Source organism: Roseovarius tibetensis (assembly GCF_050896375.1).
Lineage (GTDB): Bacteria > Pseudomonadota > Alphaproteobacteria > Rhodobacterales > Rhodobacteraceae > Roseovarius > Roseovarius tibetensis.
The window spans coordinates 66,533-86,256 of the sequence record NZ_JBPBBB010000001.1; the positions used below are offsets into that span (position 1 = coordinate 66,533).

Here is a 19,724-nt window from a genome sequence, read left to right on the forward strand (position 1 = left end):
GACGCGACAATCAGACCAGCCGCGTGCCCATGGGCAATGCCATGCCGCGCAGAAGCGCCGCCGCGTCCTGCACCCCGCGCCCCGCGCGTTGCACGCGCTGGATGCGCACGGCCCCGCGGCCGCAAGCGACCGTGAACGCATCGTCAAGGATCTCGCCGGGTGCCCCCTGCCCTTCGGCAACCGAGCAGGCCAGCAGTTTCAGCCGCTCGTCCCCGGCCATGCACCACGCGCCGGGCACCGGAGACAATCCTCTGATCTGCCGGTCCACGTCTTCGGCCGCACGGGTCCAGTCGATCCGCGCCTCTGCCTTGTCGACCTTGGCGGCATAGCTCACGCCCACGCCCGGCTGCGGCGCCGGCACGAGGCGGTCCAGCCGCGCAAGCGCCTCGACGAGCAGCGCCGCCCCCATCCCCGACAGCCGATCATGCAGACTGCCGGCCGTGTCTTGCGCACCGATCGCGGTCGCCTCGCGCAAAAGCACCGGCCCGGTATCCAGCCCGGCCTCCATGCGCATGATGCAGACCCCGGTCTCGGCATCCCCGGCCATGAGCGCGCGCTGGATCGGCGCCGCGCCACGCCAGCGCGGCAAAAGGCTCGCATGGATGTTCAGACACCCGTGGCGCGGCGCATCCAGCACCGCCTGCGGCAGGATCAGGCCATAGGCGACCACCACCGCCACATCCGCCTCCAGCGCCGCGAACGCCGATTGCGCCTCGGCCCCTTTCAGGCTCACCGGATGACGCACCGGCAGCCCCAACGCCTCGGCCCGCGCCTGAACCGGGCCGGGCCGGTCCCTCTTGCCCCGCCCCGCCGGGCGCGGCGGCTGGCAATAGACCGCCACCACCTCGTGCCCGGCCGCAAGCACGGCATCCAGAACAGGTACGGAAAACTCGGGCGTTCCCATGAATATCACGCGCATCGCCAGCCTTTCATCTTTCCAGAAATACTCAGATCCGGTCGCAGGACGGGCACTCCGCTCAACCGGTCTTGCGTGCCCGTCGCAGCAGCATGTCGCGCTTCAACGGGCTCAGCCGGTCAAAATACATGCGCCCGTGCAAATGGTCGATCTGGTGCTGCACGGACGTGGCCCAAAGCCCGACGAAATCGCGGTCCCGCACCGCGCCGTCCTCATCAAGAAACCGCACCGTGACCGCGCGCGGGCGTGCGATCTTTGCCGAGACACCGGGCAGACACGGGCTGGCTTCGACCTGTGCGCGCATCTGAACGCTGGCATGCAGGATCTCGGGGTTGGCCATGCGCACCGCCTGCCCGCGCGCCTCGCTGGCATCGATGACGGCCAGCGCACGCATCTCTCCCAGTTGCGGCGCGGCAAGGCCAACGCCCGGCATTGCCTCCATCACCGCGATCATCTCGTCCCAAAGCGCGCGGGTCTCGTCGGTGACGTCGGCGACCCGCGCGGCGCACATCCGCAACCGCCGATCCGGCCAGCGCAGGACGTGGCGGGTGCTCACGCGCGCGCCTGCTCGCGCTTGAGCTTCTGCATCTTGCGGGTGATCATCTGGCGACGCATCGCGCCGAGATAATCGATGAACAGCTTGCCGTTCAGATGGTCGATCTCGTGCTGCACGCACGTCGCCCACAACCCGTCGAAACTCTCGCGCTGCTCGTGGCCGTCGCGGTCGATCCATGCCACATCCACGGCACTCGGGCGCGTCACGTCGGCATATTGATCAGGGATCGACAGGCAGCCTTCCTCGTAAACGCTCACCTCGTCCGAGGCGGCCTTGATCTCGGGGTTGAACATGACCAGCGGACGCGGGGTTGCCCCCTCTTCCTTGACGCAATCCAGCACGATCAGCCGGCGCATCACGCCGACCTGCGGCGCCGCAAGGCCGATTCCGGGCGCGTCATACATGGTCTCGAGCATGTCATCGGCCAGCTGGCGCAGATCGTCGCCGAGATCGGCCACGGGCGCGCAGACTTTCTTCAGACGCGGGTCGGGATGGATGAGGATCGGACGTTTCATGATGTCGGATCTAGGTCATCGCCACCAGATCCGCAACGGTCTTGCGTTCGACCCGCCACACGGTCTTGCACGCCGGGCGCAAACCTCTAGCCTGCGCGCCGAAGCCCACAAGGAGACAGCCATGAATTTCGACGAGATCATCGACCGCCGCGGCACGCATTCCCAGAAATGGGACATGATGGAACCGAATTACGGGGTCCCGGCCAGCGATGGCATTCCGATGTGGGTCGCCGACATGGATTTCCGCCCCCCCGCCTGCGTGACCGAGGCGCTGCAGCGCATGACCGATCACGGTATCTACGGCTATTACGGCGACGATGCCGGCTACCGTGCCGCGATCCAGTGGTGGATGCAGACGCGTCACGGCTGGCGGATCGAACCCGAGTGGATCTTTACCACGCACGGGCTGGTCAACGGCACCGCGATGTGCGTCGACGCCTTCACCGCGCCCGGTGACGCGGTGGTGCTGTTCACGCCCGTCTACCACGCCTTCGCGCGGGTCATAAAGGCGGCGGGGCGCGAGGTGCGCGAATGCCCCCTGACCGATACCGACGGGCGCTACGAAATCGACTTCGACGCCTGTGACGCGCAGATGACCGGCACCGAGCGGATGCTGATCCTGTGCTCGCCGCACAATCCCGGCGGGCGCGTCTGGACCCGTGCGGAATTGCAGGGCATCGCCGATTTCGCCCGGCGTCACGATCTGGTCCTTGTCTCGGACGAGATCCATCACGATCTGGTCATGCCCGGCCATACCCACATCCCGATGGCGCATATCGACGACGTCGCGGACCGGCTGGTGATGCTGACCGCCACGACCAAGACCTTCAACATCGCCGGGGCGCATCTGGGCAACGTGATCATTGCCGACGAGGCCCTGCGCGCGCGGTTCGGCAAGCGCATGGCGGCCATGGGGCTGTCGCCCAATTCCTTCGGCCTGGTGATGGCCGAGGCCGCCTACAGCCCCGATGGCGCGGCCTGGGTCGATGCGCTTACCGCCTATCTCGACCGGACGCGGGCGCTGTTCGACGACGGCGTCAACGCCATTCCCGGCCTCAAATCCATGCCGCTGGAGGCCACCTATCTTGCCTGGGTCGATTTCTCGGGCACCGGGATGACGCCGGCGGAATTCACCCGGCGGGTCGAGCAGGAAGCGCGCATCTGCGTCAATCACGGCCCGACCTTTGGCAGCGGGGGCGAGGCGTTTCTGCGCTTCAACCTCGCGACGCCTCGCGCCCGGGTTGCCGAGGCGGTCGAGCGGTTGCAGGCGGCCTTCGCGGATCTGCAATAGATCGCGCTGCGGCCCACCCGACGAAACAGGCCGACGGGCGGCCCCGGCGCAGCATGACGCGCCGGGGCCGCCCACCCTCAGCCGCGTCGGGCGCGCTCACGGAAGGCCAAGACCATGTCCTGCGGATCACGATCGGCATCGATCGCCAGACGGTGCAGGCCGAAATGTACATGCGCCATATCCTGATAATACCGGGTATAGGCGTAATTCGTGGCCGCCCCTGCCGCCGCCCCCAACACCGGAACGGTCTGCGCCGCCAGTTTCTGACCCAGAACGGTCGCAAGGCGCGGCGCGACCCGCGCGATCAGCGTGCGCATGGCCGCCCCCGTCAGCGTTACGCGCGTGCCGATGAATCCCAGATCGACGCCATCATCCTCGGCCAGCGGACCGGCGGCCCCGAACACCTCGACCGAACCGAAGCGCACCGAAGGATCGGATGGATCGAACCCGTGATCCATGGCCACGTCCTGTATCGCCCGAAGCAGGACCGTCGTGGTCGCCGGCAACTCGGCAAGTGCCGTGGGCAGCCCGCCCATACCGCCCGCGGCGCCCATCATCGTGGTCAGCGCCTGCACCCGCCAGGCCGGGCCGTCGCCCACCACGTCGCGGGACCGGTGCGCGGCCTCGGCGGCCTGGCGCAGCGCCTCTTCGGTGGTGGAATTCAGACGCATGCGCACGCTTGGCGGCAGACGATCCAGCAGGCCCTCGGCCTGGCCGCCGATCAGGTTGAGCACGTCCATCGCGGCATTTCCCGCCTGTGCGTTGCGCCGGACCAGCGCATCGAGCCGCGCCTCGGTCGTGGCCTGGTCTATCGGTCGGCCCAGAAGTTCCATCACAGTCCCCGCATCCGCAGTGATCCAGCCGTCAAGCTGCGCATGCGCGGCCCCGATTTCAAGCGGCGCGTGTCACCTGGCCTGTGACATGATCCCATGCGCCGGGCTGCAAGGCCAGCCCCAGCACACGCTCGGGGTTCGTCGGCGGCGGCATCGTGACACGCGACAGGCGCACAAAGCCGAACCGCCCGTAATACGGCGTATCCCCAACAAGCAGCATCCGCTGCCAGCCGCACATGCGGGCGCGCTCGATGCCCTCGCGAATAAGCCACCCGCCGATGCCTTCGCCCTGGTGCGTGGGATGCACCGCGACCGGCCCCAGAAGCAGCGCGTGCGCATCCCCGATGCGCACCGGCCAGAACCGGATCGCCCCCGCGATCGCGCCCTCATCGATGGCCACGAGGCACAGGTCGGCCACGGGGCACACGTCCTCGCGCAGCCGGTAGGACGACAGCGCCTCACGTCCCGGCGCGAAACACAGATCGTAAAGCGCCTCCACCTCCCAATGATCCGCGGGGCCCTCGGGCCGCAATTCGAACATGAGTGTGCCAGACCTTTACGAAAATCGACTGGCAAGGCGCGTAGCACGGCGTTACGGCTGGTACAAACCCGTTCACCCCTAGGAGACTGTGATGTTCTACAAACCCGAGGACGGCCACGGCCTGCCGCACAACCCGTTCAATGCCATCGTGACACCGCGCCCCATCGGCTGGATCTCGTCGCGCGGTGCGGACGGTCGGGACAATCTGGCACCCTATTCGTTCTTCAACGCGGTCGCCTATGTCCCGCCGCAGGTGATGTTCGCCTCGACCTCGGCAAAGCCCGACCGCGACGACACCAAGGACAGCGTCGCCAATATCCGCGAAACGGGTGTCTTCTGCGTCAACGTGGTCAGCGAGGCGCTGTGCGATGCGATGAACCAAAGCTCTGGCCCATGGGGGCGCGAGGTGGACGAATTCACCGATGCAGAGCTGGAAAAAATCGAATGCGAGACAGTGGACTGCGCCCGCGTCGCCGCAGCCCCGGCCAGCCTCGAATGCAAGATGACGCAGATCATCCAATTGGCGGGCAAGGCGAATTTCGTGGTATTCGGCGAGGTGACCGGCGTGCACATGCGCGATGATTGCCTCGTCGATGGGCGCTTCGACGTGACCCGTTTCAACCCGCTGACGCGGCTTGGCTATCTGGATTATTCGGTGATCCGGGACACGTTCAGCCTGAAGCGTCCCGGCGGCTGAACCCTACCCCGAGGCAATGGCCGAGCCCAGCTTGGCCGCACGCTGACCCGCGCTTTGCCGCCCGAGGGTACGGCACAGGATCAGCACCGGGATCAGGCCGAACGCCACCAGCACCAGCGATGGCACCGCGGCCTCGGACAGGCGTTCGTCGGCGGCCAGCCGGTGCGCCTGTACCGCGAGTGTCTGGAAATCGAACGGGTGCAGGATCAGCGTGGCGGGCAATTCCTTCATCACGTCGACGAACACGATCAGCAGCGCCGTCAGCACCGATGTGCGCGCCACCGGCAGATGCACCCGCGTCAGCAGTTTCGGCCCGGCCTGTCCCAGCGACCGCCCGATGGCGTCGAGATGCCCGGGCACGGTCGCCATGCCGCTGTCATAGGCATTGAGGGCCGCGGCCATGAACCGCACCACATAGGCCAGCACCATCAGCCAGATCGACCCGGTCAGCAAAAGCCCCGTGCTGATCCCGAAGGTGCCGCGCATGAACGCATCGACCGCGTTGTCGAAAGCGGCCATCGGCACCATCAGCCCCACCGCGATCACGCCGCCCGGCACGGCATAGCCAAGCCCGGCCCCCACCACCAGCCATTTCGAGGCCCGTCCCGGACGCGTGCGCGCGCGAAATCCCACAAGGATCGCGCCCGTCACGGTAATGACGGCCGCGACGCTGGACAGCGTCAAGGAGTTCGACATGAACCCCAGATAGCGCGGCGACAGCAGGTCCTGCCCCGATCCCACGGCCATCACGCCCAGCATGATCACCGGTATGATGAACCCCAGAAGCACCGGCAGGAAACACAGAGCGAACGCGCCCCAGCCGGCGGCGCCGCGCAGCTCGGGACGCTCCATCGTCTCGAAGCGCCCGCCGGCCCCGGCGGTGCGCGCGCGCCCGCGACTGGCGCGCTCCAGCCCCGCCAGCAGCAGCGCGAAGGCCAGAAGGCACAGCGCCAGCTGCGAGGCCGCCGCGCGGTCGCCAAGGCTGAACCACGCCTGGTAGATACCGGTGGCGAAGGTCTGGACGTTGAAGAAGGCCACGGTGCCGAAATCCGCGATCGTTTCCATGATCGCCAGCAGCGCGCCCCCGGCGATCGCGGGTCGCGCCATCGGCAGCGCCACCCGCCAGAACGCCCGCATCGGCGACCGCCCCAACGTGCGGGCCACAAGGAACGCATTGGCCGATTGCTGGCGAAACGACGCGCGCGCCAGCAGGTAGACGTAAGGGTAAAGCACGATGGTCAGCATCAGCGCCGCCCCGCCAAGGCTACGGACCTCGGGAAACCAGTACTCGCGCGGCCCCCAACCGGTGACGCTGCGCAGCGCCGTCTGCACCGGCCCGGGATGATCGAGCATGTGCGTATAGGCATAGGCCATCACATAGGCGGGAAAGGCCAGCGGCAATGCGAGTGCGATTTCCAGCGCACGCACGCCGGGAAACCGGTAGACCGTCACCAGCCACGCGGTCGCCGATCCGATCACCGCCGTCCCCAGCCCGACGATGACCACCAGCGCCAGTGTCGTCGCGGTATAGCGGGGCAACACCGTCGACAGGACCTTCTGCCATGTCTGCAGATCGCCGGTGAACGCCGACAGCGCCGCCGCAAGGATGGGCGCAAGGCACAGGATCACCACGACCCAGGCCAGCCGGTGCAACAGGGTTTCGCTCATGCGGATGACGCTCCGGGATTATCCGACGAATTCGATCAGTATTCGCGCGCATGGCAAGGGTCAAGATGGTGCGACGTTACGCGCGCCGGGGGTCGGGCGCATCCCTCAGCCGTCCGACACGCCGGCCTCGGCAAAGGTCGCCATGCCGGAATGACACGCCAGGGCAGAGCGCACGATCCCCATGGCCAGAACCCCGCCCGACCCTTCGCCAAGCCGCAGGCCGAGCGATAGCAGCGGGGCCTTGTCCAGGCACTCCAACAGCCGCGCGTGGCCCGGCTCGGCGCTGACATGGCCGGCGATGGCGTGATCAAGCGCACCGTGTTGCGCAGCCTCCAGGCACGCGGCAGCGGCGGTACAGATGAAGCCGTCCAGCACGACCGGGACGCCCCCCGTCCGGGCCCGCAGCATCGCGCCCGCCATCGCCGCGATCTCGCGCCCGCCCAGACGGCGCAGCACCTCCAGCCCGTCACGGCCCGCGCCCGCGTTCACGGCGACAGCCCGCGCCACGATCCGCGCCTTGTGGCTTAGCCCAGCATCATCCAGGCCCGTGCCGCGCCCGGTCCAGTCTTCGGCGCCGCCGCCATGCAGCGCGCAGGCGATGGCGGCCGCAGCGGTGGTGTTGCCGATACCCATTTCGCCCACCACCAGCAGGTCCGTCGCGTCCTCCACTGCGTCCCACCCGGCGCGCAGGGCGGCGATAACCTCGGCCTCGGACATCGCGGGGCCAAGGCTGATATCGGCGGTCGGGCGGTCGAGATCGAGCGCATGCACATCCATGCGCGCACCGGCGACCTCGGCAAGCTGGTTGACAGCCGCGCCGCCGGCCCGGAAATTGGCGACCATCTGCGCCGTGACATCCGCCGGGAAGGCCGATACGCCCTGCGCGCAGACCCCGTGATTGCCCGCAAAGACAAGGACCTGCGGCGCATCCACGCGGGCGCGCGGCGTCCCGCGCCAACCGCAATACCATATCGCCAGATCCTCCAGCCGGCCAAGCGCGCCCGGCGGCTTGGTCAGTTGGGCATCGCGCGCCCGCGCCGCCTCGCGACAGGCCATATCGGGACCGGGCAGATCGCGCAGCAGGGTCGCCACGTCGGGCAGGGTCGTAAACTCGGCACGCATCGCAGGCCTCGTTGCAAGTTCGGATGCCCTTCTGTATCGCAGCGGCCAGTCCCGCCCCACCCGAAAAAGGGTCCCGCATGGCAGAAAACGACACGGCCCTGTTGCGCGCGCGCGACGTGGCGCAGGCGCTGACGCTTCTCAGCCGCCTGCCGATGCGCGCCGTCGCGCATGACCGCGGCGCACGGGCGGCATGGGCCTATCCGCTGGCCGGCATGGTGATCGGCGGACTGGCCGCGCTCGGCGGCGCTGTGGCGCATGGGATGGGTCTGCCCGCACCGCTTGCCGCGATGGTCGCGCTTGGCGTGTCGGTGATCTCTACGGGCGCGATCCACGAGGACGGGCTGGCCGATGCCGCCGACGGGCTTTGGGGCGGCTGGACGTTGGACCGGCGGCTCGAGATCATGAAGGACAGCCATGTCGGCACCTACGGCGTGATCGCGATTTTCCTTTCGCTGGGGGCACGATGGTCGGCACTGTGGCTGCTGTTTGCGCAAGGGCCGATGACAGCGGCCTTCGCCCTTGTGGCCAGCGCCGCCCTGTCGCGCGCGGTCATGCCCTGCCTGATGGCGGCCCTGCCCCATGCGCGCGCGACCGGTCTTTCGCACAGCCAGGGGTGCCCGAGCCCGGCCACCGCCGCCCTTGGCCTCGGCGTCGGGTGCGGCATCGCGGTTCTGCTGACCGGGGGGGCGGGGTTGGGGGCGGCGATCTGGGCGCTGCTTGCAGCCGCCGCAGCCGCGCGCATCGCACAGGTCAAGATCGGCGGTCAGACCGGCGATATCCTGGGGGCCACACAGCAAATGGCCGAGATCGCAGTGCTGTTCAGCCTTCTGGGCTGAAGACCCAACGAAAAAGGCCGCGCCCACGGCGCGGCCCGGTTCCGCAGCGATCAGGCCTTACGCGGCGCGCGTGACCAGCACGTCGTCCACCTGCTTGGCGGCCTGAACCTCGTCACCGCCGGCGACGGCGGCCACTTCGCGGGTCAGACGCTCCAGCGCGGCCTCGTAAAGCTGACGTTCGGAATAGCTCTGCTCGCGTTGTTCGTCGTTGCGGTGCAGGTCGCGCACGACCTCGGCGATGGCGATAAGGTCGCCCGAGTTGATCTTCTGCTCGTATTCCTGGGCGCGGCGCGACCACATCGCGCGCTTGACCTTCGCCTTGCCCTTGAGCGTGACCATCGCCTTCGAGATCACGTCGGGCGTCGAAAGGCTGCGCATGCCGATTTCCGTCGCCTTGTCCGTCGGAACCCGCAACGTCATCTTGTCCTTTTCGAACGAGATCACGAAAAGTTCCAGCTCTATTCCGGCGATTTCCTGTTGCTCGATCGACATGATCTGGCCTACGCCGTGCGCGGGGTACACGACATAGTCATCGGGGCGAAACTCGGTCTTCTTGGATTTTGACATTCGGTTTGTTTCCTCGCGAGGTACTGGACAAAATACAGACGTTGACACCTCTGGTCATTTAAGGACAGAGGGTGAGCGTCAGTATCACGGCCACACGCCCCCAACAGGATGTTGGAGGGTGCAAGTCAGGTCTTTCATCATTCTGGGATATATCTATACCACAAAAAACGCCCCTGCAAAAGGGCGCTTTGCAAAGACCGTCGCATCTTGTACGCGACCTGCCCGTCCTGTCCGTCGCTAGCCGTCACCTCGCGGGGCGCGGCAGACCTGTCCGGCGTTTTACCCGCTCAGCCGCCCTCTCCGGGGGTTTCGGTAAAGTACTTTTCCAGCTTGCCGGTCTCGCCGTCCCGCTCTTCGGCCTCGGGCAGCGGGTCTTTCTTGGTGATGATGACCGGCCACATTTCCGAATATTTGCGATTGAACTCCACCCATTTCTCCATTTCCGGCTCGGTGTCCGGGCGGATGGCATCGGCGGGGCATTCAGGCTCGCAGACCCCGCAATCGATGCACTCGTCCGGGTGGATCACAAGCATGGTCTCGCCCTCGTAAAAGCAATCCACCGGGCAGACTTCGACACAGTCGGTGTATTTGCAGGCGATGCAGTTATCGTTGACGATATAGGTCATGGACGTCTCTCACACGTTCGGGGTCAGGTGCGACCTAGTCCAGTGCAACCGATCATTCAAGCGACCACCGGTCCTTGAGGTCCATTTTGCGGCGGTCGCGTTTCGTTGGACGGCCCTTGCCCTCGTATTTCGGCGCGGGCGGTGCGGACGCCACGCTATCGCGTGGCGCCGGTTCGCTGAGATCGTCGTAAAGCGCCTGCGCCTCGGGGGCCGGCCCGCGCCGTGAGCCAATCTCCACCACGCGCACCACCTTCACGGCATCCCCCTGTGCGAAGGTCAGAACGTCCTGCGGGCCGACCATGTGGGCCGGCTTTGACACGCGTTTTCCGTTGACTCGGACGTGACCCGCCGACACCTGCCGCGCCGCCAACGTGCGCGTCTTGAAGAACCGCGCATGCCAAAGCCACTTGTCGAGGCGCAGGGATGGGCGCGGCTCAGGCTGCATCGCTGCCAAGACGGCGCATCTGCGCAAGCCAGCCGTCGCGCCGGGCCTTGCGGCTCTCGCCCTCGACCTGCCCCATGAGGGTCGTGCGCACCGGTTTTACCCCGGAGAATTTCAAAATGTTGCGCTCAAGGCTCTTGAGCGAATGCGACAGAAAGAACAGCCGGTAGACCAGCGCGGGCATGCCCATCGTCACCACCACGCGCGCCGACTTGCCTTTCAGTTTTGCCTGCCAGTGACCGTCATCATCCACCGCCATGACGAAACCGCCGCGCGACAGGTGTTCGAGCGCAGATTTCAGAACCGCCGGCATGTCCCCCAGCCACAGCGGATAGACGATCAGAAGGTGATCCGCTGCGCCCACGACCCGCTGCATGTCCAGGATGCCCGCGTCGGTGGGCGCGGCATCCCACTGGGCCTTGTTACGGATATAGGGCAGATCCAGCCGGGCCGTGTCGATCAGATCGACCGAATGGCCCGCGGCGCGTGCCGCATCGCGATAGGCGGCGGCCAATGCATGACAGAAATGCCCGCCCTCCGGATCGGGATGGCCCTGGATGATGGCGATGCGTCGTGCCATGTGTCCTCCTGCCGTGCGGGGCCTGCCATCCGCCGATACCGCCGGACGGCAGGCACGTGCATTCACTCCTTGGTCTTGAGCCCCATCAGCGCCGCCGCAAAGGGATTGTCGGGGTCGATGCGGTCTTTCTTTTCCGGGCGGGGGGCCGGGCCCTTGGCGCGGTCGTCGCGCGGCTTGCCCTTGGCGCCCGGCTTGCCCTTCGGTTTGCCCTGCTGCTGCGGCTTGCGCGACTTTGCACGGGCTGCGCCCTGATCGGCGGGACGGTTGGCCCGCGGCGCCCATGTGAAGGTGTAATAAACCTCTAGCTCTGGCGTCGCCGTCTCGGGGGTCTCGCCGGGGATGATCTCTTCTTCCGGGGTGTCGGGGATCTCGGGCGTCACCTCGGGGTCGGCCTGCGGATCGGCGGCAATAGGGGCCTCGCCCGCGTCGACGATCCCCTCGACCGTATCGACGGGGTGATCCGGGCCGGTATCCTCGACCGCCGCCGCCGCATCGACCGGCGCCTCGGCCACGGCCTGATCGACCGGCTTGACCTTTTCGCGCTCGCCCCGCTCGGCCTTGTAGCCCAGACCTTGCATCAGCGACGCGAACTGCTCCAGCGTCATGCCGGTGATCGACAGCATGTCGGCCTTGGCCTCGAACCCGGCGCGGGTATCCTCGGCGCGCAGCATGTCGGCCAGCCGTTCCAGCATGTCGATGCGGATCGCCCGGTCACCGGCCGCGCGGTAGCCCGCCATGCTGAAATACCCCTTGGGGGCCTCACCCGTGGCAGGCACGGTCACCAGACCCGGTGGCGGCGCCTCGGGGAAGTGGTCGAGCCCTTGGGCCAGCGACCACAACACCAGCCGCAATCGCGTGGGTGCGGGTTTCAGCAGCGCGGGCATGAACACCGTGAACTGGCCAAAGCGGATGCCGTGCTTGCGCAGCGCGCCGCGCGCCTCCTGATCCAGCGCCTTGACCTCGGCGGCGACCTCGCCGCGCGGGATGATCCCCATGGCCTCGACCATGCGAAAGCCGAAGCCGCGCGCCTGTCCGGTCAGCGTCTCGTCGCGCTGCAGGGTCATCAGCGGCTCGAACAGGGTGGCGATGCGGCGGTCGATGAAATGCTGCAGGCGACGCTGCACCTTTTGGGCCACCTCCGCGCCAGCCTCGTCATCGACGAAGGCCACGACTTCGGGCTTGAGCGGATCGGGTCCCGGCGTCAGCTTGCCGACGGCCTCCTTGCCCCACAAAAGCCCGCCCTGCTCGGTGAAGTCAATCTCGGGATCGGGGGCGTTGTAGAACCTGTCCGCCTTGAGATGGAAATGGGGGCTGAGCGCCTGCAGGCTGGCCTGTTGCAGCGTGCGCGCCTCTTGCGCGGCCGCCGTCTTGTCCCGCATGAAGCGGAAGCCTTCCAGACGCCCGACGAATTCGCCCTCGACGGTCACGTCGCCCTGATCACTTACCTCGGCCACCATGGCCTCCTTCTGCTTGAGCCGACGCAAGAGCACGGATGTGCGCCGGTCCACAAATCTTTGCGTCAGACGCTCGTGCAGCGCGTCCGACAGGCGGTCTTCTACCGCGCGCGTCTCGCCGCGCCAATGATTTTCGTCATCGACCCAGCCCTTTCGTTGCGCGACATAAGTCCAGGTGCGGATATAGGCCAGCCTTTTCGACAGCGTGTCGATGTCGCCATCGGTCCGGTCGATACGCTGGATCTGCTGCGCCAGCCAGTCATCGGGCACGCGGCCCAACTCGTGCAGGTCGCAAAAGATCCGCTCCAGCAGGCCGGCATGTTCGGCATGGCTGATGCCGCGGAAATCGGGGATGCGGCAGACATCCCACAACAATCGCACCGCGGGGGCGTCGGTGGCGCGCGCGGCGATGTCGGGCTGATCGGCCAGCGTCCGCAACGCGCCCAGGTCGTCGGATTCGCGGGCACGCACAAGCAGCTCGTGCTCGGGCCGCGCCTCGAGAGAGGCGATCAGCGCATCGGTCGAACCGAAGGTCAGCCGGGCATTGCGCCATTCCAGCTTGCGGATCGGGGCGAAGCGATGCTCGGTGATCGCCTGCGCGAGATCGGGATCGAGATCGGGGGCCTCGCCGGTGACACCGAAGGTTCCGTTGGTCATGCCCCGGCCCGCGCGCCCGGCGATCTGGCCCAGCTCGTTGGGGTGCAGATGCCGCATCCGTCGCCCGTCGAATTTCGACAGGGCCGAAAACGCGACATGGTTGATGTCGAGGTTCAGACCCATGCCGATGGCGTCGGTGGCCACGAGGTAATCAACATCGCCGTTCTGGTACAGTTCGACCTGCGCGTTACGGGTGCGCGGGGACAGCGCGCCCATCACCACCGCCGCTCCCCCTTTCTGGCGGCGCAGCAACTCGGCCATCGCATAGACGTTTTCCACCGAGAAGCCGACGATCGCGCTGCGCGGTGGCATCTTGGCGATCTTTTTCGGCCCGGCATAGGTCAGTTGCGACATGCGCTCGCGGCTGAGGAATTCGACCCCCGGCACGAGGTTTGCGATCACGCCGCGCATGGTGTGGCTGCCCAGGAACTGCGTCTCGTGCAGGCCGCGCAGGCGCAGCAGGCGGTCGGTAAAGACATGCCCGCGATCAGGGTCCGCGCAAAGCTGGATCTCGTCGATGGCGACGAAATCGGTGCCCATGCCTTCGGGCATCGCCTCGACGGTACAGACCCAGTACTGTGCGCGAGCCGGCACGATGCGTTCCTCGCCGGTGACCAGCGCCACCACCGACGGGCCGCGCACCGCGACGATCCGGTCATAGACCTCGCGTGCCAGAAGACGCAGGGGCAGACCGATCAATCCGGTGCGATAGCCCAGCATCCGCTCGATGGCGAAATGCGTCTTCCCGGTATTGGTCGGGCCCAGAACCGCAAGGGTTCTCGACTGCTCGGACATGGCCCGCGTTCCTTATGCCGTCAGAGTTCCGCGCCACCCAGCTTGCGGGCCACACGCTCTTGCGCCGTGGTTACGTTTTCATGATGCGGATGTATAGCGAGAACGCGCGTAAAGGCGTCGTGGGCAAGCGCCGGCTGCCCCATCTCGTCAAGCAACACACCAAGCCCGTAGATGACGTTGAAATGCCGCGGCTCAAGCACGAGGGCCCGCTGGATATCCGACAGCGCCAGCCCGTAACGCTCCTGCTTGAAGAAGGCCACGGATCGCAAATGCCACGCTTCGACAAAGCGGGGTGCGTGATCGATGAGCGCGCTGAGATGCTCGACTGCGGCGGCCTCGTTGCCCGCCTCGATCGCGTCCTCGCCACGCTGCAACAGAAGGTCCATCGCCGGCGAGCCGGATTTCGACCATTCCATCTCTATTTCCGCCGCGATCTTGCGGGCCTCTGGCGCGTCCGCCTCGGCCAGGCGTGACAGCAGCGCATCGACCCGGCCCTCGTCTGCTGCGGCAGGCAGGCAAAACGCGACCGCACAGACGAGTGCCGCGACGAGACCCTTGAGATTGAAGAATGCTGTACCCATGATGAGTGGAGTGTAATACAGATCGCCGGGATGCAAACCCCCGTGATCGCAATTGTGAAAGGACGCGCCGATGAGTGACGTGATCAAGGCGGCCGTGAAGGCCCTCAACGAGAAGATGGGCGATGAAGGCCTTGAAGGAACGGCGAAATTCGTGATCGAGGGCGAAGGCAGCATCGTGATCGATTCGAACGGGGCGCGCGCTGCGGACGAGGATGCAGAAGTGACCCTGACCGCGGATGCCGACACGTTCGAATCGATCCTTCAGGGCGACCTCGATCCGACGGCGGCGTTCATGTCGGGCCGCCTCAGCGTCGACGGCGACATGGCGCTCGCGATGAAACTTGGCAGCGTCCTGGGCTGATGGACGCGGCGCCGCTCTTTGCCGATGTGGCCGACGGGCCGGAGGGCGGGACCGCGTGCTGGATCACGGCGCAGGACAGCGTGCGCCTGCGCGTCGGTGTCTGGAACCGCGAGGGGCCGGCAGGCACCGTCCTGATCTTTCCGGGCCGCACCGAATATATCGAAAAATACGGTCGCGTCGCCGGGGCCTTGGCCGCGTGCGGCTATGCGAGCCTTGCGATGGACTGGCGCGGTCAAGGGCTGGCGGATCGGTTGCTTGACGATACGATGTCGGGTCATGTGCATCATTTCCCCGACTATCAGCTGGACGTTGCCGCGATGGTCGAGGCCGCGTCACGGCTGGATCTGCCGCGGCCGTGGCATCTTCTGGCGCATTCGATGGGCGGCTGTATCGGGCTGCGCGCCGTCATGCAGGGCCTCGGGGTGCAAAGCTGCATCTTTTCAAGCCCGATGTGGGGCATCCGGATGGCCGAGGCCCTGCGTCCGGTCGCGTGGTGGCTGTCATGGGGCAGCCACCATATCGGGCTAAGCCACCGCTACGCCCCCGGCACCACGGCCGATCACTATGTCCTGACGGAACCGTTCGAGACCAACAGGCTGACCAGCGATCCGGGGATGTGGACCTACATGCAGGATCAGATCCGGACGCATCCGGAGCTTGGCATCGGCGGGCCCAGCCTGCGCTGGCTGTATGAGGCCCTGCGCGAAACCCGCGCCTTGTCGCACCGTCCCTCCCCCGACCTGCCCTGCCTTACCATTCTTGGCGATGAAGAGGATATCGTCGATGTCGGGCGCGTGCGGGACCGCATGTCACGGTGGCCCGGCGGGCATCTCGAAATGGTCGCGGGCGGGCGACATGAAACGCTGATGGACACAGAGGCCCGGCGCGCGCATCTCTTCGCGATGATCTGCGACTTTTTCGAGAAGTCCGAGGATAGGCCGGGGCAGGCGGTGTCCTGACGTGTCCGGTCGCCCGACAGGTGGCCCGCATCAAACCGTCACGGTCATGCGTAGCGGACCCACCCACCGGCGATTGCACGGTTGCAAACGCCGTGCTGCCCGGCAGGGGCGGCATGGGCACATGCGACTGCCCCGGACTTTGAATGTGCCTGTTGCAACGCACCCCTAGGGTTCGGCCCGCACGGGTGTACGCTGTTCGCCCAGCCCCGAGATCCGCAGCACCATCTCGTCGCCATCCTTCAGGAACCGCGGCGGCGTGTGGCCGATGCCCACCCCCGACGGCGTGCCCGTGGCGATCACGTCGCCCGGCTCCAGCGTCATCAACTCGCTGAGATAGGAGACGATCCGCGACACCCCGAAGATCATCTTCGCGGTCGAGCCGCTTTGCATGCGATCGCCGTTCACATCGACCGAAAGATCGAGCGTCTGCACATCCGCCATCTCGTCGGGCGTCACCAGCCACGGCCCCAGCGGCGCGAAGGTGTCACAGCTCTTGCCCTTGGTCCACTGACCCGAGCGTTCCAGCTGAAGACTGCGTTCCGAGACGTCGTTGAAGATGGTGTAGCCCGCAACATGGCGCATTGCCTGTGCCTCGGTCACGTATTTCGCACGCCGCCCGATGACCACGCCCAACTCCACCTCCCAGTCGCCTTTTTCCGACCCGCGCGGCAGGATCACCGGATCGAACGGCCCGTTGATCGACGAGGTCGCCTTGAGAAACACCACCGGGTCCTCGGGGGGCGTCGCACCCAGCTCGGCGGCGTGATCCGAGTAGTTGAGCCCGATGCAGATCAGCTTGCCGACGCGCCCCACCGGCGGCCCGATGCGCGGATTGCCCGGCACACGCGGCAGGCTTTGTGGATTGATCCGTGGCAGATCCGCCAGAACGCCACCCGCCAGATCGGGGACAACCCCGCTCAGATCGCGCAACTGCCCGTCGGCATCCAGAACGGCGGGCTGTTCCCGCCCGACCTCGCCATACCTCAAAAACCGCATATCCTGTCCCTCTGTTTCATGATGTCGACGCGTCGGACCTTAACCGGACCATGTCCCGTCGCAAGAGGCTGGTCGCGCGACCCGCATGGTTTATCATTGTGTGCATGGCACTGACGTTCACCCCCGAGGGCATCTACTGCCCCGCCGGCGATTTCCATATCGACCCGTGGCGTGCGGTCGCGCGCGCGCTGATCACCCACGGCCATGCCGATCACGCCCGCGACGGGCACGGCGCCTATCTTGCGACCGAGCTTGCCGCCCCGGTGATGCGCCATCGCTTGGGCGAGATCACGCTCGACACCATCCGCTACGGCGAGACGCGCCGCATCGGCGGGGCGACCGTGTCGTTTCACCCCGCGGGGCACGTGCCCGGCTCGGCCCAGATCCGGGTCGAGGTGGGCGGCGAGGTCTGGGTGGTCTCGGGCGATTACAAGCTTGAAGCCGACGCGCTCTCGACCCCGTTCGAGCCGGTGCGCTGCCATCATTTCGTCACCGAATGCACGTTCGGCCTGCCGGTCTTCGACTGGCCGGCCGAGGCCGATGTCGCCGCCGAGATCAACGCGTGGTGGGCAGCCAACGCGGCAGAGGGACGGTTCAGCCTGCTGGGGGCCTACGCGCTCGGCAAGGCGCAGCGCGTGCTCAGCCTGCTCGATCCGGGGATCGCGCCGATCCTGACGCATGGCGCGATAGAGAACACCAACGCAGTGATGCGCGGTCAGGGGATCACCCTGCCGGATACCGAATACGTCACCCCCGACATCGACCCCAAGCAGCGGCGCGGCGCGCTGGTGCTGGCCCCGCCCGGGGCGCTGTCGGGGACATGGGCGCGGCGCTTTCGCCCCGCCTCGACCGGGTTTGCCAGCGGCTGGATGCGGCTGCGCGGGGTGCGACGGCGACGGGCGGCGGATCGCGGTTTCGTCATTTCCGATCATGCCGACTGGGCCGAGCTCAACCGTGCCATCGCCGAAACCGGGGCAAGCCACGTCCACGTCACCCATGGATACACGTCGATCTTCGCGCGCTGGCTGCGTGAGCAGGGCTATGATGCGGATATCGTCCAGACCGAGTTCACCGGTGAGACGCTGGATGCCGAGACGCTGGAGGAGCAGGCATGAAACGCTTTGCCGACCTCTTCACCACGCTCGACCAGACCACCCGTACCAACACCAAGGTGGCGGCACTGGCCGCCTATTTCCGCGACGCGCCCGAGGATGACCGGCTGTGGACGATCGCGCTGTTTTCCGGCCGCCGCCCAAAGCGCGCGGTCACCACGACGCGGCTGCGCGAATGGGCGGCCGAGCGGGCGGGCATACCGCTTTGGTTGTTCGAGGAAACCTATCCGATCGTCGGTGATCTGGCCGAAACCATCGCGCTGGTCCTGCCCGCGCCGAACACCACGCACGATGCCAGCCTTGCCACGTGGATCGACCGGCTGCGCGCGCTCGACACCGCCGATGAGGCGACCCGCAAAACCCGCATCCTCGCGGCCTGGGACGCGATGGCGCCGCTGGAACGGCTGGTGTTCAACAAGCTGCTGACAGGCGGCTTTCGCATCGGCATCAGCCGCAAGCTGATGACCCGCGCGCTGGCCCAGGCGACGGGCCGCGACGAGGCGGAACTGGCGCACCGGCTGATGGGCGACTGGACGCCCGACACGACGACATGGGCCGACCTGATCGAGGCGCGCGACCCGTCCGACGACCTGTCGCGCCCCTACCCCTTCTGCCTTGCCTACGGGATCGAGGACGGGCCCGAGGGCCTTGGCCCCCCTGAGGACTGGCTGGCGGAATGGAAATGGGACGGCATCCGCGGGCAGGTGATCGTGCGCGGCGGGCAATGCTTTGTCTGGTCGCGCGGCGAAGAGTTGATGACCGACCGCTTTCCGGAACTCGCCGGGCTGCACGATGTGCTGCCCGACGGCACGGTTCTGGATGGCGAGATTCTGGCGCATGATGGTGATGCCCCCCTGCCCTTTGCCGCGCTGCAAAAACGCATCACCCGCAAGACCGTGCCGAAAAAACTGCTGGCCGAGGCGCCGGTGATCCTGATGGCCTACGACCTGCTGGAAGAGGCCGGGCACGACCTGCGCGAAACGCCCTTCGCCGAACGCCGCGACCGCCTTGAGGCCCGGTTGCACGATCTGCCCGAGGGCGCACCGCTGCGCCCCTCGCCACTGGTGCCGTTCGTCGACTGGGCCGACCTTGCGACTACCCGCGCCACCGCGCGCCGCCGCCGCACCGAAGGCCTGATGCTCAAGCGCCGCAGCGGCCCCTACCATGCCGGGCGCAAGAAGGGCGACTGGTGGAAATGGAAGCTCGAACCGCTGACACTGGATGCCGTGATGATCTACGCGCAGCAAGGTCACGGGCGGCGCGCCAACCTGTTCACCGATTTCACATTCGCGGTCTGGGACGGCGACACGCTGGTCCCGTTCACCAAGGCCTATTCCGGGCTGACCGACGCGGAATTCCGCCAGATCACCGCCTGGGTGCGCCGCAACACGCAGGACCGGTTCGGCCCGGTGCGGCAGGTGCGCCCCGAGCACGTTTTCGAGATCGCTTTCGAGGGGATCCAGGCCAGTCCCCGGCACAAATCCGGGGTGGCGCTGCGGTTTCCGCGCATGGCCCGCTGGCGCCATGACAAGCCAACATCAGAGGCGAACACGCTGACCGACCTGCAGGCCATGCTGGCCCGGTTCGGCTAAGGCGGCGTCACGCGGGGTTGAGCGCCC

At 67.0% G+C, this 19,724-nt stretch carries 21 protein-coding genes; 7 read left to right on the plus strand and 14 right to left on the minus strand.

Features of this window, described 5'->3' with window-relative positions; translation table 11 throughout:
* Positions 1-10: 10 nt before the first annotated feature.
* From fmt to def (ACROSR_RS00355), 3 genes are read right to left on the minus strand one after another with little or no spacing between them, the layout of a single operon-like run.
* The gene (gene fmt / locus ACROSR_RS00345) at positions 11-919 is read right to left on the minus strand and encodes a methionyl-tRNA formyltransferase (protein ID WP_432681762.1); all 909 of its coding nucleotides are present in this window, start codon (positions 917-919) and stop codon (positions 11-13) included.
* Between the two features lie 58 nt (positions 920-977).
* Positions 978-1,472, minus strand: a complete 495-nt coding sequence (def, locus tag ACROSR_RS00350) for a peptide deformylase (RefSeq protein WP_432681763.1) — start codon at positions 1,470-1,472, stop codon at positions 978-980.
* Complete coding sequence (gene def / locus ACROSR_RS00355) at positions 1,469-1,987, minus strand: peptide deformylase (protein ID WP_432681764.1); 519 nt, start codon at positions 1,985-1,987, stop codon at positions 1,469-1,471. The genes def (ACROSR_RS00350) and def (ACROSR_RS00355) overlap by 4 nt, the downstream gene beginning before the upstream one ends.
* A gap of 121 nt (positions 1,988-2,108) precedes the next feature.
* On the opposite strand from def (ACROSR_RS00355), the gene ACROSR_RS00360 reads away from it, so the two are divergent.
* Positions 2,109-3,278 carry a MalY/PatB family protein gene (locus ACROSR_RS00360; protein ID WP_432682055.1) on the plus strand — a complete coding sequence of 390 codons (1,170 nt, stop codon included), beginning with the start codon at positions 2,109-2,111 and terminating at the stop codon, positions 3,276-3,278.
* 77 nt (positions 3,279-3,355) lie between these two features.
* On the opposite strand, the gene ACROSR_RS00365 is transcribed toward ACROSR_RS00360, so the two are convergent.
* Positions 3,356-4,111: an EcsC family protein gene (locus ACROSR_RS00365; RefSeq protein WP_432681765.1), complete on the minus strand. Its 756-nt coding sequence runs from the start codon at positions 4,109-4,111 to the stop codon at positions 3,356-3,358.
* A gap of 58 nt (positions 4,112-4,169) precedes the next feature.
* Positions 4,170-4,652 carry a GNAT family N-acetyltransferase gene (locus tag ACROSR_RS00370; protein ID WP_432681766.1) on the minus strand — a complete coding sequence of 161 codons (483 nt, stop codon included), beginning with the start codon at positions 4,650-4,652 and terminating at the stop codon, positions 4,170-4,172.
* Between the two features lie 91 nt (positions 4,653-4,743).
* On the opposite strand from ACROSR_RS00370, the gene ACROSR_RS00375 reads away from it, so the two are divergent.
* Positions 4,744-5,349, plus strand: coding sequence for a flavin reductase family protein (locus ACROSR_RS00375; RefSeq protein WP_432681767.1), 606 nt, complete (start codon positions 4,744-4,746; stop codon positions 5,347-5,349).
* A 3-nt stretch (positions 5,350-5,352) separates the two neighbouring features.
* Here ACROSR_RS00375 and ACROSR_RS00380 read toward each other — a convergent pair whose 3' ends face one another.
* Complete coding sequence (locus ACROSR_RS00380; protein ID WP_432681768.1) at positions 5,353-7,017, minus strand: ABC transporter permease; 1,665 nt, start codon at positions 7,015-7,017, stop codon at positions 5,353-5,355.
* A gap of 105 nt (positions 7,018-7,122) precedes the next feature.
* Positions 7,123-8,139 carry a nicotinate-nucleotide--dimethylbenzimidazole phosphoribosyltransferase gene (gene cobT / locus ACROSR_RS00385; RefSeq protein ID WP_432681769.1) on the minus strand — a complete coding sequence of 339 codons (1,017 nt, stop codon included), beginning with the start codon at positions 8,137-8,139 and terminating at the stop codon, positions 7,123-7,125.
* A 77-nt stretch (positions 8,140-8,216) separates the two neighbouring features.
* Here cobT and ACROSR_RS00390 point away from each other — a divergent pair, with 77 nt between their 5' ends.
* A complete protein-coding gene (locus ACROSR_RS00390; RefSeq protein ID WP_432681770.1) occupies positions 8,217-8,975 on the plus strand; it encodes an adenosylcobinamide-GDP ribazoletransferase in 759 nt (252 codons plus the stop codon).
* 57 nt (positions 8,976-9,032) lie between these two features.
* Here the strand turns inward: ACROSR_RS00390 and ACROSR_RS00395 are convergent, their stop codons facing one another.
* From ACROSR_RS00395 to ACROSR_RS00420, 6 genes are all read right to left on the minus strand, one after another.
* Positions 9,033-9,542, minus strand: a complete 510-nt coding sequence (locus ACROSR_RS00395; protein WP_432681771.1) for a CarD family transcriptional regulator — start codon at positions 9,540-9,542, stop codon at positions 9,033-9,035.
* A gap of 287 nt (positions 9,543-9,829) precedes the next feature.
* Complete coding sequence (gene fdxA / locus ACROSR_RS00400) at positions 9,830-10,168, minus strand: ferredoxin FdxA (RefSeq protein ID WP_432681772.1); 339 nt, start codon at positions 10,166-10,168, stop codon at positions 9,830-9,832.
* A 52-nt stretch (positions 10,169-10,220) separates the two neighbouring features.
* Positions 10,221-10,613, minus strand: a complete 393-nt coding sequence (locus ACROSR_RS00405; RefSeq protein WP_432681773.1) for an RNA-binding S4 domain-containing protein — start codon at positions 10,611-10,613, stop codon at positions 10,221-10,223.
* Positions 10,603-11,190, minus strand: coding sequence for an NAD(P)H-dependent oxidoreductase (locus ACROSR_RS00410; protein ID WP_432681774.1), 588 nt, complete (start codon positions 11,188-11,190; stop codon positions 10,603-10,605). The genes ACROSR_RS00405 and ACROSR_RS00410 overlap by 11 nt, the downstream gene beginning before the upstream one ends.
* Positions 11,191-11,252: 62 nt before the next feature.
* On the minus strand, positions 11,253-14,096 hold the full coding sequence (locus tag ACROSR_RS00415) for a helicase-related protein (protein ID WP_432681775.1): 2,844 nt from the start codon (positions 14,094-14,096) through the stop codon (positions 11,253-11,255).
* A 20-nt stretch (positions 14,097-14,116) separates the two neighbouring features.
* Positions 14,117-14,677 carry a tetratricopeptide repeat protein gene (locus ACROSR_RS00420; protein ID WP_432681776.1) on the minus strand — a complete coding sequence of 187 codons (561 nt, stop codon included), beginning with the start codon at positions 14,675-14,677 and terminating at the stop codon, positions 14,117-14,119.
* Positions 14,678-14,747: 70 nt separating this feature from the next.
* Between ACROSR_RS00420 and ACROSR_RS00425 the strand changes: the two genes are divergently transcribed.
* Together ACROSR_RS00425 and ACROSR_RS00430 are read left to right on the plus strand one after the other, a co-directional pair.
* The gene (locus ACROSR_RS00425) at positions 14,748-15,038 is read left to right on the plus strand and encodes an SCP2 sterol-binding domain-containing protein (protein WP_432681777.1); all 291 of its coding nucleotides are present in this window, start codon (positions 14,748-14,750) and stop codon (positions 15,036-15,038) included.
* Positions 15,038-15,997: an alpha/beta fold hydrolase gene (locus ACROSR_RS00430; protein WP_432681778.1), complete on the plus strand. Its 960-nt coding sequence runs from the start codon at positions 15,038-15,040 to the stop codon at positions 15,995-15,997. The genes ACROSR_RS00425 and ACROSR_RS00430 overlap by 1 nt, the downstream gene beginning before the upstream one ends.
* Before the next feature lie 165 nt (positions 15,998-16,162).
* Here the strand turns inward: ACROSR_RS00430 and ACROSR_RS00435 are convergent, their stop codons facing one another.
* Positions 16,163-16,993: a fumarylacetoacetate hydrolase family protein gene (locus tag ACROSR_RS00435; protein ID WP_432681779.1), complete on the minus strand. Its 831-nt coding sequence runs from the start codon at positions 16,991-16,993 to the stop codon at positions 16,163-16,165.
* A gap of 104 nt (positions 16,994-17,097) precedes the next feature.
* Between ACROSR_RS00435 and ACROSR_RS00440 the strand changes: the two genes are divergently transcribed.
* Entirely contained in the window at positions 17,098-18,108 is a 1,011-nt protein-coding gene (locus ACROSR_RS00440; protein ID WP_432681780.1) for a ligase-associated DNA damage response exonuclease, read from the plus strand.
* Positions 18,105-19,697, plus strand: a complete 1,593-nt coding sequence (locus tag ACROSR_RS00445) for an ATP-dependent DNA ligase (protein ID WP_432681781.1) — start codon at positions 18,105-18,107, stop codon at positions 19,695-19,697. The genes ACROSR_RS00440 and ACROSR_RS00445 overlap by 4 nt, the downstream gene beginning before the upstream one ends.
* Positions 19,698-19,724: the final 27 nt, after the last annotated feature.